At 64.7% G+C, this 14,542-nt stretch carries 14 protein-coding genes; 6 read left to right on the forward strand and 8 right to left on the reverse strand.

Going from position 1 to position 14,542, the window contains the following annotated elements; translation table 11 throughout:
* Window positions 1-750, reverse strand: coding sequence for an ABC transporter ATP-binding protein (locus tag ACWIGM_RS24750; protein WP_454028618.1), 750 nt, complete (start codon window positions 748-750; stop codon window positions 1-3).
* Between the two features lie 89 nt (window positions 751-839).
* Complete coding sequence (locus tag ACWIGM_RS24755) at window positions 840-1,865, reverse strand: LacI family DNA-binding transcriptional regulator (protein WP_454028619.1); 1,026 nt, start codon at window positions 1,863-1,865, stop codon at window positions 840-842.
* A gap of 158 nt (window positions 1,866-2,023) precedes the next feature.
* Here ACWIGM_RS24755 and ACWIGM_RS24760 point away from each other — a divergent pair, with 158 nt between their 5' ends.
* The 5 genes from ACWIGM_RS24760 (at window position 2,024) to ACWIGM_RS24780 (ending at window position 8,036) form a co-directional block, all read left to right on the forward strand.
* Window positions 2,024-3,307: an ABC transporter substrate-binding protein gene (locus tag ACWIGM_RS24760; RefSeq protein ID WP_454028620.1), complete on the forward strand. Its 1,284-nt coding sequence runs from the start codon at window positions 2,024-2,026 to the stop codon at window positions 3,305-3,307.
* A 76-nt stretch (window positions 3,308-3,383) separates the two neighbouring features.
* Window positions 3,384-4,274: a carbohydrate ABC transporter permease gene (locus tag ACWIGM_RS24765; protein WP_454028621.1), complete on the forward strand. Its 891-nt coding sequence runs from the start codon at window positions 3,384-3,386 to the stop codon at window positions 4,272-4,274.
* A complete protein-coding gene (locus tag ACWIGM_RS24770; protein ID WP_454028622.1) occupies window positions 4,271-5,125 on the forward strand; it encodes a carbohydrate ABC transporter permease in 855 nt (284 codons plus the stop codon). The genes ACWIGM_RS24765 and ACWIGM_RS24770 overlap by 4 nt, the downstream gene beginning before the upstream one ends.
* Window positions 5,122-6,267, forward strand: coding sequence for a hypothetical protein (locus ACWIGM_RS24775; protein ID WP_454028623.1), 1,146 nt, complete (start codon window positions 5,122-5,124; stop codon window positions 6,265-6,267). Before ACWIGM_RS24770 ends, ACWIGM_RS24775 begins: the two co-directional genes overlap by 4 nt.
* Window positions 6,267-8,036: a glycoside hydrolase family 2 protein gene (locus tag ACWIGM_RS24780; protein WP_454028624.1), complete on the forward strand. Its 1,770-nt coding sequence runs from the start codon at window positions 6,267-6,269 to the stop codon at window positions 8,034-8,036. Before ACWIGM_RS24775 ends, ACWIGM_RS24780 begins: the two co-directional genes overlap by 1 nt.
* A 319-nt stretch (window positions 8,037-8,355) precedes the next feature.
* Here ACWIGM_RS24780 and ACWIGM_RS24785 read toward each other — a convergent pair whose 3' ends face one another.
* Together ACWIGM_RS24785 and ACWIGM_RS24790 are read right to left on the reverse strand one after the other, a co-directional pair.
* Window positions 8,356-9,612 (reverse strand): MFS transporter, encoded by a 1,257-nt coding sequence (locus ACWIGM_RS24785; protein WP_454028625.1) that lies wholly within the window; start codon window positions 9,610-9,612, stop codon window positions 8,356-8,358.
* Between the two features lie 2 nt (window positions 9,613-9,614).
* Window positions 9,615-10,529, reverse strand: a complete 915-nt coding sequence (locus ACWIGM_RS24790; RefSeq protein WP_454028626.1) for an NmrA family NAD(P)-binding protein — start codon at window positions 10,527-10,529, stop codon at window positions 9,615-9,617.
* Window positions 10,530-10,645: 116 nt separating this feature from the next.
* Between ACWIGM_RS24790 and ACWIGM_RS24795 the strand changes: the two genes are divergently transcribed.
* The gene (locus tag ACWIGM_RS24795; protein ID WP_454028627.1) at window positions 10,646-11,551 is read left to right on the forward strand and encodes a LysR family transcriptional regulator; all 906 of its coding nucleotides are present in this window, start codon (window positions 10,646-10,648) and stop codon (window positions 11,549-11,551) included.
* A 70-nt stretch (window positions 11,552-11,621) separates the two neighbouring features.
* Here ACWIGM_RS24795 and ACWIGM_RS24800 read toward each other — a convergent pair whose 3' ends face one another.
* The 4 genes from ACWIGM_RS24800 to ACWIGM_RS24815 are packed head-to-tail and all read right to left on the reverse strand — an operon-like array spanning window position 11,622 to window position 14,490.
* Window positions 11,622-12,590 (reverse strand): amidohydrolase family protein, encoded by a 969-nt coding sequence (locus tag ACWIGM_RS24800; protein ID WP_454028628.1) that lies wholly within the window; start codon window positions 12,588-12,590, stop codon window positions 11,622-11,624.
* Window positions 12,587-13,318, reverse strand: a complete 732-nt coding sequence (locus ACWIGM_RS24805) for a cysteine hydrolase family protein (protein ID WP_454028629.1) — start codon at window positions 13,316-13,318, stop codon at window positions 12,587-12,589. The genes ACWIGM_RS24800 and ACWIGM_RS24805 overlap by 4 nt, the downstream gene beginning before the upstream one ends.
* Window position 13,319: 1 nt before the next feature.
* Entirely contained in the window at window positions 13,320-14,159 is an 840-nt protein-coding gene (locus ACWIGM_RS24810) for a DODA-type extradiol aromatic ring-opening family dioxygenase (RefSeq protein WP_454028630.1), read from the reverse strand.
* Window positions 14,152-14,490 (reverse strand): hypothetical protein, encoded by a 339-nt coding sequence (locus tag ACWIGM_RS24815; protein WP_454028631.1) that lies wholly within the window; start codon window positions 14,488-14,490, stop codon window positions 14,152-14,154. The genes ACWIGM_RS24810 and ACWIGM_RS24815 overlap by 8 nt, the downstream gene beginning before the upstream one ends.
* Window positions 14,491-14,542: the final 52 nt, after the last annotated feature.

Here is a 14,542-nt window from a genome sequence, read left to right on the forward strand (position 1 = left end):
TCAGGCGGCCTCCTCGCGCGCGACGACATCGAGGAAAACATCTTCAAGGGTAGAACCCTCGGAGGCGCCACCATTGCGCAATTCGGCCATCGTGCCTTCGCAGACCAGCCGGCCATTGCGGATGATACCGATGCGGTCACTGAGCCGTTCAGCGACTTCGAGGATATGCGTGGTGAGAATCACCGTCACGCCGGTTGCGACACGTTGCTGAAGCAGTTCCTTCACGTGGCGCGCCATCGATGCATCGAGGCCTGTCAGAGGCTCGTCAAGGATCAGTAACTCGGGTTCGTGAATCAACGCGCCAGCAAGAGCAACCTTTTGGCGCATACCCTTGGAAAAGCCTTCGCAGCGCTGATCTGCCACGCGGGTCAGGTCGAGGGTCTCGAGCAGGGCGTCGCGGCGCAGCTTTGCGGCCTTTGGCTCGACTTGCCAAAGGCCGGCGACAAAATCGAGATACTCGACAGGCGTGAGCTTGTCGTAAACCATCGGTTCATCCGGGAGCCACGCCACCACACGTTTTGCCGCAACCGGATCACGGAGGCGGTTGATCCCGCAAATGCTGATCTCGCCCACATCCGGAGAGAGCAGCCCCGCGACAATCCTGAGCGAAGTGGTCTTGCCCGCCCCGTTCGGACCCAGCAATGCGTAGAGCTCGCCGCGCCGTACACTGAGATCAAGGCCGTTGACAGCCGTGAAGCCGCCGAAGCGCTTCACGAGACCGCGAACAACCAGCGCATCATGGCCACTCATTCGAACGCTCCCATCATACTGGGATGCTATGCGGCATCGCTGGTGACGTTCAGGTTAAACTGACGTTCCCCAGGTAGAGCTGGCTGCGACTAAGACCGTCGCCTCTCAATCAGCCTATGAGGCAGAACGCGTTGCCGGCCTGCCCCCGTCACATCGCCCGTGATGAGCTCGGCAACGGCCTGCCCGAAAGTGTCGTAAGGGATCAGGACTGACGAGAGCCAGGGGGCAACCCAGTCGTTGAGCGGGTTGTCGTCGAAACCGTAGATCGGCGGCGGGGCTGGATCGGCGGTTTCCTCAATGAAGCGATGCACACCGAAGGCGATCAGGTCGCCGGTGCAGATCAGTGCGTCGTAGTCGGCTCGATTGCGCTCCAGTAGGCGGGCGGCGGCATAGCCGATTGCCAGATGCTCTATCTCGGGCGGCCCGAGGATCAGGGCGGGCAGGATCGGGTATCCCGCTGCGGCAAAACTCTCGACGATCGCTTCGACGCGGGCTCGTGTCGCGGATGAGGCGAGCGGGGCGTGGATGAGCGCAGGGCGCCTGACGCCGCGCTCCAGCGCATGTGCAGCGACATCCCGGCCCGCCTGCGCGTTGTCAATGCCGACGAAGTCGCCGTCAGGGTCGCTGGGGTCGCGGCGATTGACGAAGATGAGAGGCGTGGAGCCGCCCCGCATCATGTCCAGCATCGGGCTCGCCACCGCACCGAGAAAGACGATAGCCCGCGCCTGCTGCGCCCGCATTTCGCGCAGATACTCGTCCTGCAGATCCGGGTCGTCATGGGTGTCGCAGAGCACCATGACCAGCCCCTGCTTGCGCAGTGCCACCTCGGTCGAGGCGGCGATCGCCGCCATCGTCGGGTTGGCGAGATTGGCGGCCAGCACCGCCACGAGCCTGCTCTGCTTCTGCCGGAGCGACTTGCCGGCGCTGGAGGGGCGATAGTCGAGTTCGGCCACCGCCTGCCTGACCTTGGCGACCGTCTCGGCCGAGGCCTTGTTCGCGACGCCGTTGAGCACGCGCGAGACGGTCGCGATCGAGACGCCGGCCCGTTCGGCCACATTGGCAATCGATGCCTGCTGAGCATCGGGCGGCTTGAGCGCCGTGCGCCGCATCGTCATCGCAGTCGTTCGATCCAAGGCCACAAAACGCTTGCACTTCTATAGCGGGAGGTCATAGGGTGCGGCAAGGGTAAACGTTTACCTTCAATCTCGCTCATGCCCGTTGATGGGCGGAGTAGCAGAAGGACGCAGCTCAATAGCGTTCATGGGAGGAAGCCATGGGTTTCTTGAAAAACATCACCGCCGCGGCAGGCATGGTGCTGGTGAGCGCGCTGCCGTCGGCAGCGCAGACGCTGACGGTCTGGCATGATCTTGGCGACAACGGCCTCAAATGGTTCAACGCGATGTCCGCCGAGTTCGCCAAGCAGCGACCCGGGGTGACGGTGAAGTCCCTGAGCTTTCCGACCGATCAATGGTTCGGCCGCGTCATCAGCGCATTGAACACCGATACGGCGCCGGATCTGATCTTCAACAATTACGAGCGGGTCATCCGGATCCAGGACCAGACCGGCAAGGTCTCGGACCTCAAGCCGCTGCTCGGCAAGGTTTCCGACAAGGCCTTCCTGACCGAGGATGATCTCAAGGTCGCCACCTACAAGGACCGTCAGATCATCCTCCCGATCCAGCGCGTGCAGATGGGCTTCGGCGTGCGCAAGAGCTGGCTCGACAGGGTCGGCGAAAAATTCCCCGAGACCTGGGAGGACGCCAAGCGCGTCGCGATCAAGTTCCGGGACAATGATCCGGACGGCAACGGCAAGGCCGACACCTTCGGCTTCGCGCTCGAGGCGGCCAAGCCACGCGACCTCATCCATATCCTCGATCTCTTCAGCTTCGGTACTGGCCTGCGCCATACGCTGATCGACCCCGCGGGCAACATCACCGTCGACGAGCCACGCCATGCGGCCGTGCTGGAGGAATTCCTCAAGACCTATACGAGCTACAAGTTCGTCGCGCCGGACACGATCAACCACTCCTTCACCGAGATGTACCAGGTGATCGAGGGCGGCCGCGGCGGCATGTTCCGGGTCGGCGACTGGAACGTGAAGAAATGGGACGGGGAAAAGGTCCTCAACGGCGACTTCATCGTCGGCAAATGGCCGAAATTCGCAGCTGACGAGAAGAACTATGTCGTCATCGGCGGCATGCGCGGCATCGCCATTCCCGAGAACGCGCCGAGCAAGGAGCTGGCGCAGGACTTTGCCCAGTTCATGCTGACGAAGGCGGCCCAGCAGGCCTCGCTCGACAATGTCGGTGCGGCCGTGCGCGGTGACCTTGACGTGACAGCCCTTTCGCCGCGCTCGCAGTATTTCGCCAAGGCCGAGGCGCCGCTCATCGCCTATGATTTCCCTGAGGCGGTGCATCCCTTCTATCCCGAGCTCGAGGCGGCCTTTCACAAGAAGCTGCTCTCCGGAATCGCCAATCCGCCCGCGGATTGGAAGCCGTTCATCGCCGAGACGGCCAAGGAGATGCGCGAGCTCGCGGCCAAGCTGAAGGGCAAATAGCCCACTCGTGATCCCACGATCGCAGGCCGCGGCTGGCGCGGCCTGCCGACAGGCCTCCTCCCGAAGGGCAGACAGCATGACCACGACCCTTGAAACGGTCTGGCATAACCGGATCTTTTATCTCTTCGTCCTGCCCTTCGCGGTGCTGACGATCCTGTTCGGCGTCTGGCCGATCGTGCTGTCGATCATGGTGTCGTTCACCGCGTCGGCGACGGCGCTGCGGCCGAACCCGACCTATGTCGGCTTCGCCAACTACGCCACGATCTTCGCTGATCCGGCTTTCCTGGCCTCGCTGCTGCGCACCTTCCTCTATACGGCGGCGGCGGTCGCGGTGAATGTCGGCTTCGCCTTCGGCATGGCGGTGCTGATCGATTCACCGCTCCTCAAACGCGGCGGCCTTCTTCTGCGCCTCGCCCTGTTCTTGCCCGTGGTGACGCCGGACGTCGCCGGCTACGTCGTCTGGCGTTGGCTCTACGATCGCTCATTCGGCGCGATCAACGCGCTTCTCGACACCGTCGGCCTTCCCGCTTTCGCCGGGCTGACCATAGGCCCGACGGCGATGATCTCGCTGCTGATCGCCGAGCTCTGGCACCATGCCGGCTTCTACATGCTGATTTTCCACGCCAACCTTGCCATCCGCGATCGGGCGCTGGAAGAAGCGGCGCATGTCGACGGCGCGACGGCCTGGCAGCGCTGGCGCTATGTGATCCTGCCGCAGCTCAAGCCGGCCTTCATCATCAACACCGTCTACGCGCTGATCCAGTTCCTGAAGACCTTCACCGTCGTCGTGGTGATGACGAAGGGCGGGCCGAACGAAGCCACCAACTTCGTCTCCTACTACGCCTACCAGCTCTTCGACCAGGGCCGTTATGGCGAGGCGACCGCAATGGCGAGCGTGCTCTTCCTGATCGTGATCGGCGTCTCCCTGACCATCTATCGCCTGGGCGACAGGGAGGCCGCGCGATGAACGCCGATGCACAGATGACGCGGATCAGCCGGCCGCTCCAGATCGTGGCCTACGTCTTCGCCGGGCTGGTGGGGCTGGCCTTCCTCTATCCCTATTGGTGGATGCTGGTCAGCGCCTTCCGCTCGACGCGGGCGATCATGGATGATCCGCTGCGGTTGCTGCCGGAGACGCTGGACCTCTCGATCTTCACGGAGATCGCCAGCCTCGGCGGCGTTTCGCTGGCGCGCTACATCGGCAATTCGCTGGCGATCACCACGGCCTCGACGGTGCTGAGCGTGGTCGTCACTGCGCTCGGCGCCTATGCCCTGACGCGCAAGCCGCGGCTGCCGGGGTTCGCAGCGCTGCGCTACGGCTTCCTCGTCACCATCATGTACCCCTACATGCTGCTGGTGATCCCGGTCTATCTGGTGATGTTCAAGCTCGGGCTGCTCGGCTCCTATGCCGGCATCGTGCTCTTTCTGGCACTCGGCCCGATCCAGTTCTTCCTGTTCGAGCAGTTCTTCCGGAAGATTCCGGGTGAAGTCATCGAAGCTGCGATCATCGACGGCGCCAACGAGGCGCAGATCCTGTTCCGCATCGTCCTGCCGATGGCCTCCTCGATCACGGCGACGGTGGCGCTGATCACCTTTCTGCTCAACTGGGCGCAGTGGTTTCCGATCCTGGTGATCTCGACGTCGCCGGACACATACACGCTGCCGGTGGCGCTCCTGTCGATGAACACCGAACTGGGCGCCAACTTCCAGGGAATCATGGCGCTCGCCGTCATCACCACCCTGCCGATGGCCGGGCTGTTCCTGCTCGCCCAGAAGCGGGTGATGGCGGGAATGGCGAGCGGAGCCGTAAAGGGATGAGCCTGATGTTCGATGCCGTATCCGAGACCAGCCGCACTGCTGCGATCGAGGCCGCAAGATTGCGCTCGCTCGGCTGGCTCGCCACGCTGCAGGTGCCGGGTGAGCCACGGGGCGTCATGCGCATCTCGGCGGCGCAGGACCATACCCGCTGGCCGGGCGTCAGCCTCTACGGCACCTATAACGGCATCATGTGCCTCGACCTGATCGGCGGGCTCGGGAGTTTCTCCGAGGCCGAGAGGACTGCGCTCGTCACCTGGCTCGAAAGGCACCGCCGCCCCGACGGCATCGTCCGCGTGCCCGGCATGACCGACAACGCGGTGTTCAAGAAGCCCGATCGCGACGAGACCTGGCGCTATATCGACTTCCACGTCACCAACTACACGCTTGGCGCACTCGACGTGCTGGAGCCCGGCCGCCGTCCGAATCTGGCTTTCGCCGAGCCCTTGCTCGATCCGTTGACGCTCAAGGCCTGGCTCGCCGACCGCGATCTCAACGACCCCTGGCAGGAAGGCAACAACATCGTCAATCTGGCGGGCTTCTTCCTGCTGCTGCGACGGGACAGCGACGCCGCGATGCGGGCGCGGGTCGATGCGGCGCTGGACATCCTCTATGGCTGGCATGACCGCAATCGCGAGCCGAGCACCGGCTTCTGGGGCGTCGGACAGCTTTCGGATGCGACCCGCTTGCTGCACGCCTTTGCCGGCTCCATGCACAATTTCCACATCTGGTATCATGAGGGCCGCACGCCGGCGGCCTTCGACCGCTCAGTCGACTATGTCCTTTCGCTGCCGCCGCGCGTCGATTCCGCCTGCATCGATGTCGACGCCGTCGATGTCCTCGTCCACGGCCTCGCGCTGCTCGACCATCGCCGTGACGATATCCGCCGCTGGCTCTCGACCTTGCTCGATGCGCTGCTCGCCGACCAGAACGGCGACGGCGGCTTCTGCGACGTGCGTAGCGGCACGCGCCGGCAGGATGGCTGGGTGAGAGGTTATGAGGAGCCGCAAGGCCTCTCCAACACCTTCGCGACCTGGTTCCGCTGGATCGCGATCGCGATGATCGCCGACGTGCTGTTCCCGGGGCGCTGGGACTGGCGCTTCCGGCGCATGATCGGCATTGGCTACCGGCTCGGAGCACGGTGATGGCGGCGGACGATCCCTTTCACCACCTCCATGACGAGGACTACGCTCGGCCCTACATCGCCGGGTTCGTCGGCGCCGAGTCTTACGTGCCGGTGAATGGCCGGCCGGTCATCTCGCTCAATGGCGACTGGCGGCTGACGCTCGACCTCTTCGACGAGGGCCTGCGGCAAAGATGGTTCGCGCTCGACGAGACGCCGCCCTCGCAATGGTCGCAGCCGCGCGACTATGAGATCGAGGCGGGCGAGCTCGTATCCGTGCCGTCCTGCTGGAACCTGCTGAAGCCGGAGTGGACCTATTTCGAAGGCGCGGCCTGGTACACGCGCCATGTCGATTGGCAGCGCGGCCCGGCCGGTGAGCGCGCGCTCCTCAATATCGGTGCGGCGAATTATTCGGCGCTCGTCTTCGTCAACGGCAATTATGTCGGCGGCCATCGCGGCGGCTCGACGCCGTTCAGCCTCGACGTGACGGACAGCTTGCGAGACGGCAGTAATCGCCTGCAGATCATGGTCGAGAACCGGCGCTCCGCGGTCCGCGTACCGATGCAGCACATCGACTGGTTCAACTATGGTGGGCTCTATCGCGACGTCTCGCTGATGCGTCTGCCAGCGGTGTTCATCCGCGAAGCGCGCGCCGCGCTTCAGCCTGGCGGGCGGGAGGCCTCCTTCGCGGTCGTCTTGTCAGAGGCGGTCGACATGATCGTGCAGATCAGCGTCCCGGAATTGGGGCTGTCGCTCTCGGTTCCCGTTCGAGGCGGCAAGGGCGAGACGATCGTGCCCTTCACCGGGCAATTCTGGTCGCCGGACACTCCCCGACTCTACGAGGTCGAATTCTCTTGCGGCGATGATCGGGTCAGCGAGCACATCGGCTTCCGCACCATCGAGACCCGCGGCACCGACATCCTGCTGAACGGCGAGACGATCCTGCTCAAGGGCGTCTGCGTGCACGAAGATGACCTCGCGCTCGGCAAGGTCTCCACCGAAGCGGATGTGCGCCGCCGCCTCGGTCACGTCAAAGAGCTCGGCGGCAACTTCCTGCGCCTCTCGCACTACCCGCATCACGAGCATGTCTCCCGGATCGCCGACGAGATGGGGCTGCTGCTCTGGGCGGAAATCCCGGTCTACTGGGCGATCGCCTTCGAAAACCCCGATACCTATGCCGATGCCGAGAACCAGCTGCGCGAACTGATCGCCCGCGACATCAACCGCGCGGGCGTGATCCTTTGGGGCGTCGGCAACGAGAACGCCGACACGGATGCGCGCCTTTCCTTCATGTCAGGGCTCGCGCAGGCCGCCAAGAACGCCGATCCCACGCGATTGGTCGGTGCCGCCTGCCTCATCAACCGGGAAACCTTCGCGATCGAGGATCGGCTCGCCGAGCATCTCGATGTGATCGGCCTCAACGAGTATTTCGGCTGGTACGAGCCGGATTTCTCCGGGCTCGATCGTTTGCTGGCCAATTCAAGCCCCGGCAAGCCGGTGATCGTCTCGGAAACCGGGGCCGATGCGCTGCCCGGCCATCGCGGCGCCGGCCGCGTCCTGTTCACGGAGGACTGGCAGGCCGAGTTCTATCGCCAGCAAGTCAGACGACTGGCGGCAACACCTTATGTCGCAGGGATCGCCGCCTGGCTGCTCTATGATTTCCGGACCGAGCGCCGCCAGACCGGCTTCCAGAAGGGGTTGAATCGAAAAGGGCTGATCGGCCAGGACAAGACGACCCGGAAACTGGCTTTCACCGCGCTTTCCGAGCTCTTTGCCGAATGGCGTGGTTAGACATGGCCCGACAAGTGGGTCAGGCCGCGAGCATGGCCATTCGCCCAATGACGAAATCGCGCCAATTGCCGACGTTGGTGCTACGCCAAATAGCAGACACTCGCAGCGCGCAGCTCAGCTGCCCTAACCAAATTGGCAGCCATGGCCAAGGCGGCTTGGTCCGCGGACAACTCGCGAAAGGCTCGCCGGATATCGCTTGGTGTAACGGCGCTCGCCGCCATCCACGGCCACCCCCGCCGAATTGCGCCGGACCGGAGCAGCTGGATGAAAAGGCAACATCCATGATCCGGCAATCGGTGTCGCGCAGCCGGTTCGTCGCTCAGCGCTTCGATACGGCGAAGCTGGCGCCGATCGTCAGCAGGGCTGCGATCGAAGCGGCTCCCAAGGCCAGCAGGTAGACGAGAGACCAGCCTCCGTGGTCCCAGGCCGGACCTGCGGCAAATGCTCCAAGCGCCCCGCCGGTGAACATGAAGCTGGTGTAGAGGCCGTTCAGGCGCCCGCGCGCCTCGGGCTGAAGCATGTTGATCGCATGGCGTCCGATGATCTGGTCGCCGGTCACACCAAGACTGAGCAGGAACGCGGCAATGCCGAGCAATGCAAGCGACAGGGCCGGCATGGCCTTGAGCGGAAGCAACTCGCCAGCCCCGTCTGCTACGGCCACCAGCAGCAAGGCGAGGACGACCGCCCCCTGGAACAGCGGCGTCATCATGCTCGCCTTGTTACGGTCCGCCAGTCGCCCGGCGACAGGTGCGATCACGACTGCTCCGACGGCCGCAAGCGAGAACACCGCGATGCCGATCTGCCCGAGCCCGTAAGGCGGGGCCGTCAGCCGCAACGCGATCGCGGTCCAGAACAGGCTGAACGCTCCCATCAGCAGGAACTGATAGGCAGAGCGCCGGCGCAGCACCGGCTCCTGCCAGATCAACGTCCCCAGCGAGGCGATCAGCGAGCCATAGCTCGCGCCGGGCGAAGGCCGTCGTTCGGGCAACGTCTTCGCCATTGCCGCAGTCAGAACCGCGATGAGAACGGCGCTCAGCGCGTAGAAGGAACGCCAGCCGGCAAGTTCCGCCACCAGGCTGGCGAGCGGTCTCGAGAGCAGCGTGCCGACCATCAGTCCGCTCATCACGTTGCCGACCACCCGGCCTCGCGCCTCAGGGGCTGCCAGCGCCGCCGCGATGGGAACAAGCATCTGGACGGCCGTCGAAGTCACGCCAAGCGCAACCGCACTCGCCAGGAGAAGCGAGGTGGTCGGGGCGAGCGACGTCGATACCAGCGATGCGACACAGCAAAGCAATGTCAGCAGGATCAGGCGGCGATTGGGTACGAGGTCGACCAGCGGAACGAGGAAGACGAGCCCGAGCGCATAGCCCAACAGCGTCAAGGTGGTGATCAGGCTGGCTTGGGCAGGAGTCATTCCGAAAGCCGGGCCGATAAGGCCAAGCAGGGGTTGCGAAGCGAACAGGTTGAGGACCGTGATCGCGACTGCCGCCGCGAAGAACAAGGTCATGCCTGGCGTCATCGCCACCGTGTGATCAACCGCGCTGCGGCGATGCGCTGCATTCGATGCCTCGGTCATCGTCAGCTCCGAGCCGTCATCGGTTGCGCGTCCGGGCCTGTCAGGCTTTGGCCTGTTGCCAGCTCCTGAATGAAGGCTTGCAGCGTGCGCGGCTCGCGACCGAGGATCGCTCGCAAGACGAGACCGTTGCCCGGTGCCCCATGCGCCGCATAATGCGCATGGACCTGGCGCAGCACCTCGATCTGCGCGGGGGCGTATGGCAGGTTCGCTTTCGCGGTCCATGTGTCGAAGTTCGGCTCGGCGGCGGCGATGCTGCGCCCGAGAACGTCGCTCATCAAGGCGACGATCTCGTCGCGATTGGGCGATCCGTCGGCGCAAAGATCGAAGGCACCGTATGACAGACGGTTGCTGCTGAAGGCGATGGCGGCAGCTTCGGCAACGTCGCGATAATCGACCCGGGCGACGCGCATCGTTGCGGGGAACGGTTCGGCAAAGGTCGCGGTTCTCGCGATGGCGGGCCAGGCGGCGATCAGGTTCTGGAAGACGTTGGTCGGCCGCAGGATCGTGTAGTCGAGCCCGGATTCGAACAGCGCCTGTTCGACGACGATCTTGCTCGCGTGATTGGGGAGCTTGGCATAAGTCGGCTGGATCACCGAGGAATAGACGAACTTCGCCACGCCCTCCTGTCGCGCGGCGCACACCATGTTGAGGCCCATCTCCGCTTCATCCGGGGCGAAGGCCGGGCCGATATGAAAGACGCCCTGAACGCCGCGCACCGCCGCGAGCAACGTGTCTGGGTTACGGAGATCGCCGCGAGCCAGCTCGGTAGCGCCATTCCGTAGAGCTGCCGCGGCGGCGGCATCGTCGCGCACGAGCGCCCTAACCTTGATTCCCTTGGATCGCAGCGCGGGCGGGACGAGGCCGGCGAATCGGCCATGGGCCCCGACAGCGAGGACGGTGTCGATCTCAGCAGTCATCAGCGAACTCCATTGAACATCATCAGCTCAATGTGAGGTGCGGGGATCTGGTTGATAATCGAGGCATTTTGGGAGAAATTATATCGAGCACCAATATAATCGGGCTGGGCGAATTCATGCATCGTCTCGAGGACCTGGAGGCGTTCGTCGCCATCCTGGACGAGGGAAGCTTCACCGCAGCGGCGCAGGCTCTACGGCGCTCCCTGCAATCGGTCAGCAGATCGCTCGCCACCCTCGAGGAGAGCATCGGCGTCGAGCTCGTGCGCCGCACCACCCGCCGATCGCATCCGACCGAAGCGGGACGCCGCTTCTATTCGCGCATCCGGCCGGCACTTCTCGAGATCAGCGATGCCGGCATGGAAGCCAGCAACCAGCGCGCCGAACCTGTCGGATTGCTACGGATCAGCGCGCCGGTGCTGTTCGCGCCCGTTCACGTCGTCCCGGCGCTCGCCGAGTTCCTTGAGCGATATCCGAAGATCGAGGTCGAGCTCAGCTTGAGCGATCGCTTTCTTGATCTCGTCGAGAATGGCGTCGATCTGGCGGTTCGCATCGGCGACCTGCCCGATTCCGAGCTGAAGGCGCGGCGGCTGGGCGCCTTGCGCCGCGTGGTCTATGGATCACCGGCATATTTTGCGAAGCATGGTCGTCCCGGCCATCCCGGCGAGCTTGCCGATCATCAATGCTTGGTGCGCCGTCTCGACGTGGTGTCGGAGGCATGGCCGTTTCAGATCGACGGCGAACTCCGCACTATCCGCGTAAGCGGGAGGCTGCGGACCGACAGCACTGCCGCAACTTATTCGGCCGCTGCGCTCGGCCTGGGTCTCGGCTTCACGCCGCTCTGGCAGGTCCGCGACCTCGTCGAACGGGGCGAGCTGGAGATCGTGCTGGCCGAGTACGAGACACAGAAGGTCCCGATCCATGCAGTGACGCCCGCGGCCAAGATTCCGCTTCCGGCGGCACGTCTCTTCGCCGAGCACCTCGCGCGACGCCTCAGCCCCGCCAACCTCGAAGGACATCGATGAGCCGGGCCAGCAAAGTCGAATCTGCGCGCCGAGCTGGCCTAAAAATAACGTCGATGCACGGCCGCCTTGGCTAAGTCCCGCTTCGAACTCCCACGGACGGCAGCAACCCCAGCGCATTTCCTGCCAGGATCGCATCGGCTGCCAAGTTCGGCAGCGACATGGCGTCGAGCGACCTCACGGCCGCGGTCATCGCATCCTCGGGCGCGTAGGGATAATCGCTGCCGAAAAGGACATGCTCCGGTGTCGTCAATGCCAAAAGCGGGTTCAGCATAGACGGCCCGGCTGATAGGGCCGTATCAAAGTAAAGCCTCTGGAGCAGCGCCTTCACGCCTTCCGGGACCATCTGCTTGTAGTCCGGCCGGCGCTCGAGCCTGGCAAGGCGCCCTGCAAGGAAGGGTACCGTGCCGCCGGCATGAGAGAAGATCAGGCGCAGCTTCGGATACCGGCCGATCGTGCCGGAAAACAGCAGATTGGCGATCGCACGCGTGGTGTCGAACGGGAATTCGAGTGAAGCCGCCGGCAGCCCGACCCAGCAGCCGCAGGGCGTGTCGGTCGGATGGATGAAGACCGTTGCCGCGCGGCGGTTCAGCTCTTCGAAGATCGGATCGAACAGGGGGTCCCCGAGATAGCGACCGCCATAATTGGTGAGCAGGCCGATGCCGTCGGCCGCAAGCTCATCGAAGGCGTGTTCGATCTCCTTGAGGCTGGCTTCGATATCCGGCAGCGGCAGCGACGCGAAGCTGCCGAACCGGCCCGGATGGTCGCTTCGCATGCGCGCGGCGAAATCGTTGCAATGGCGGCACAGCGCCGCGCGCGCGCCATCGTCGCACTGAAAGCCCGGGGCCGAGATCGAGACGACTGCGAGCGAAACGCCGTTGCGGTCCATCGCCTCGATCGACTGCTGCGGACTCCAGGCGGGCGCCTGCCCCGAGACCAGCGTGCGGCCGATAGCATCCGCGCCAACCAGCTCGCGATAGCGCGGCGGTATGAAATGGTGATGGATGTCGATGCGTCGCCGCATCAGCGCGGCGCCCGTCATCGGTTCCCGCCGGGCAAGAGCGCGTCCGAGACCTGCGAATGCACCTCCATTGCCACGGAGCCCGCCGGCGGAGCGGCCCAGGCTCGCTCGACGGCTTCGGCCGTGACCACGTCGCCAAACAGGAAACCGACATTGGCGAGTGTGGCCTGGTGCTGCGTGGCCGCGTGCGAGGCGACGGCGTCCTGCACGATGGCAACGTCAAAGCCGCGGCTATGCGCCTCGCGGAGGGTCGATTCGACGCAGACATTGGTCTGCACACCGGCGAAGACCAGAGCTTCGCGCCCCAGCGCCCGCAGATGCCGCCCCAAGCCGGGATTGGAGAAACCGGAATAGGTGTGCTTCTCGAATACCGCCTCGCCAGGCTCCGGCGAGACGCCGAAGAACCCCGCTCCCCAGGAGCCGCGCTCGCAGCAGACGGCGCTGGCGCCGATCCGGCGACGTTGCGTGATCATCGAGGGTGGGATCTCGTGCTCCTCATAGCAGGCGGTCAGCCAAACCACCGGCACCCCGGCGCGGCGTGCCCGCGCCAGCAACCCGTTCAGCGGCGGCACGATGGCGGCAAGGCCGGAGACGTCCTTGCCGATACCGTCGATATAGCCGCCGGGAGCACAGAAATCGTTCTGCATGTCGACCACGATCAGCGCGGCGCGCTGTGGCGCGACCCGCTCCTCGACAGTCCCAAGGGCGCCTCGGCTGGCAAACGCTTCTGTTGTCTCGCGCTCGGCCATGTCAGGCGAAATCCGACCAGACGCTGGCGCCGATGCCGCAACGCATCTCCGCCGACGCAACATAGAAGACTGAGCGCGCGCCGGTGCCGCCCGCCGCCGCCATCGCCACCATCCAGGCGAGGAGCTCGGTGGTGCCGCCGCCGCCGGCATCGTTCATCCGCTCGACGGTCGCCTCCCGGATCACCCGGTCGGCGTCGCTTTCTTCCATCAGCTCGAGGAACCAGCGGTCGAACTTCGAATCCATCGTGAAATAGCGTGGCCCGCCGGGCTCATGAGACAGCCCACCCGTGCCCATCAGTCCAACGCGAAGGCCGGCCGGCAGGACGTCACGCACGATCCGCCGCAATTCCCGGCCGAAGCGGATGCAATCGGCCGGCTCGGGAACCGGAGGATTGATGCAGTTCATATGGATCGGCAGGATCGGCACGTCATAGCCGAGATACCAGAGTGGCACCGACCAGTTGTCGTCGAAGAGCAGGCCATCGCCGCGGTCGATCTTGTGGCCGGCCGCCATCGCCTCGCGGGCGATGATCTCGGCAATCTCCGGCCGGCCGCGGACCTGGTAGCCGGGCTGCTTCAGCCAGGCCTTGAAGAACTCGGCCGGGCCGGTCCACTCCGACGCGCAATCGACGCGCCAGTTCGGTGGGTTCTTCAGGGGCAGGTTGAGCAGGTGGTCGTTGCCGACGCCGATGATCACGTCCGGCTTCGCCGCGCGCATGATCTGCCCCAGTTCCTCATAGCCCGCCTGAATCGCCTGCTGGTCGGAGACGGGACAGGAATCGAGCCAGCCCGTGACGCCCGGCGCATGCGCCATGGCCATGATCGAAACGAACTCAGCCATGCGGCTTCTCCTCGCTTGAAATGTCGCGATGCTCGACGATCTGCTCGCCGAAGGAGCGGCGATAAGCTTCGGCTGCCGCGCTCTTGGTCGTGTTGCCGGCTGCGCCGTGAAAGAGCCGCGTGACCTGCGGCAGGAAGTACGGATGCACGCCGAGCTCGCCGAGACGCCGGACGTCGACGGCGCGGAACGCCTCGCGCTCTGCCACGCTGAGGCCATAGGCCTCCATCAGCTCTTCGAGCCGCTCCTTGAAGTGCGGCCAGACATCATTGTCGCGGCGGATGTCGAAGATCAGCCGGTTGGACGGCAGGTCCGGGTCAAATTCGTTCGCCATCATGAGTTCTCCTGTGAGGCGATCCATAGCGGGCAGCATTCCCCTGCGCAAC

Source organism: Allobosea sp. NPDC055332 (assembly GCF_053645455.1).

Bases quoted from the DNA above. Each gene is read 5' to 3' on its own strand.
- ACWIGM_RS24750 (WP_454028618.1), bottom strand. From the start codon at position 750: ATGAGTGGCCATGATGCGCTGGTTGTTCGCGGTCTCGTGAAGCGCTTC.
- ACWIGM_RS24755 (WP_454028619.1), bottom strand. From the start codon at position 1,865: ATGACGATGCGGCGCACGGCGCTCAAGCCGCCCGATGCTCAGCAGGCA.
- ACWIGM_RS24760 (WP_454028620.1), top strand. From the start codon at position 2,024: ATGGGTTTCTTGAAAAACATCACCGCCGCGGCAGGCATGGTGCTGGTG.
- ACWIGM_RS24765 (WP_454028621.1), top strand. From the start codon at position 3,384: ATGACCACGACCCTTGAAACGGTCTGGCATAACCGGATCTTTTATCTC.
- ACWIGM_RS24770 (WP_454028622.1), top strand. From the start codon at position 4,271: ATGAACGCCGATGCACAGATGACGCGGATCAGCCGGCCGCTCCAGATC.
- ACWIGM_RS24775 (WP_454028623.1), top strand. From the start codon at position 5,122: ATGAGCCTGATGTTCGATGCCGTATCCGAGACCAGCCGCACTGCTGCG.
- ACWIGM_RS24780 (WP_454028624.1), top strand. From the start codon at position 6,267: ATGGCGGCGGACGATCCCTTTCACCACCTCCATGACGAGGACTACGCT.
- ACWIGM_RS24785 (WP_454028625.1), bottom strand. From the start codon at position 9,612: ATGACCGAGGCATCGAATGCAGCGCATCGCCGCAGCGCGGTTGATCAC.
- ACWIGM_RS24790 (WP_454028626.1), bottom strand. From the start codon at position 10,529: ATGACTGCTGAGATCGACACCGTCCTCGCTGTCGGGGCCCATGGCCGA.
- ACWIGM_RS24795 (WP_454028627.1), top strand. From the start codon at position 10,646: ATGCATCGTCTCGAGGACCTGGAGGCGTTCGTCGCCATCCTGGACGAG.
- ACWIGM_RS24800 (WP_454028628.1), bottom strand. From the start codon at position 12,590: ATGACGGGCGCCGCGCTGATGCGGCGACGCATCGACATCCATCACCAT.
- ACWIGM_RS24805 (WP_454028629.1), bottom strand. From the start codon at position 13,318: ATGGCCGAGCGCGAGACAACAGAAGCGTTTGCCAGCCGAGGCGCCCTT.
- ACWIGM_RS24810 (WP_454028630.1), bottom strand. From the start codon at position 14,159: ATGGCTGAGTTCGTTTCGATCATGGCCATGGCGCATGCGCCGGGCGTC.
- ACWIGM_RS24815 (WP_454028631.1), bottom strand. From the start codon at position 14,490: ATGGCGAACGAATTTGACCCGGACCTGCCGTCCAACCGGCTGATCTTC.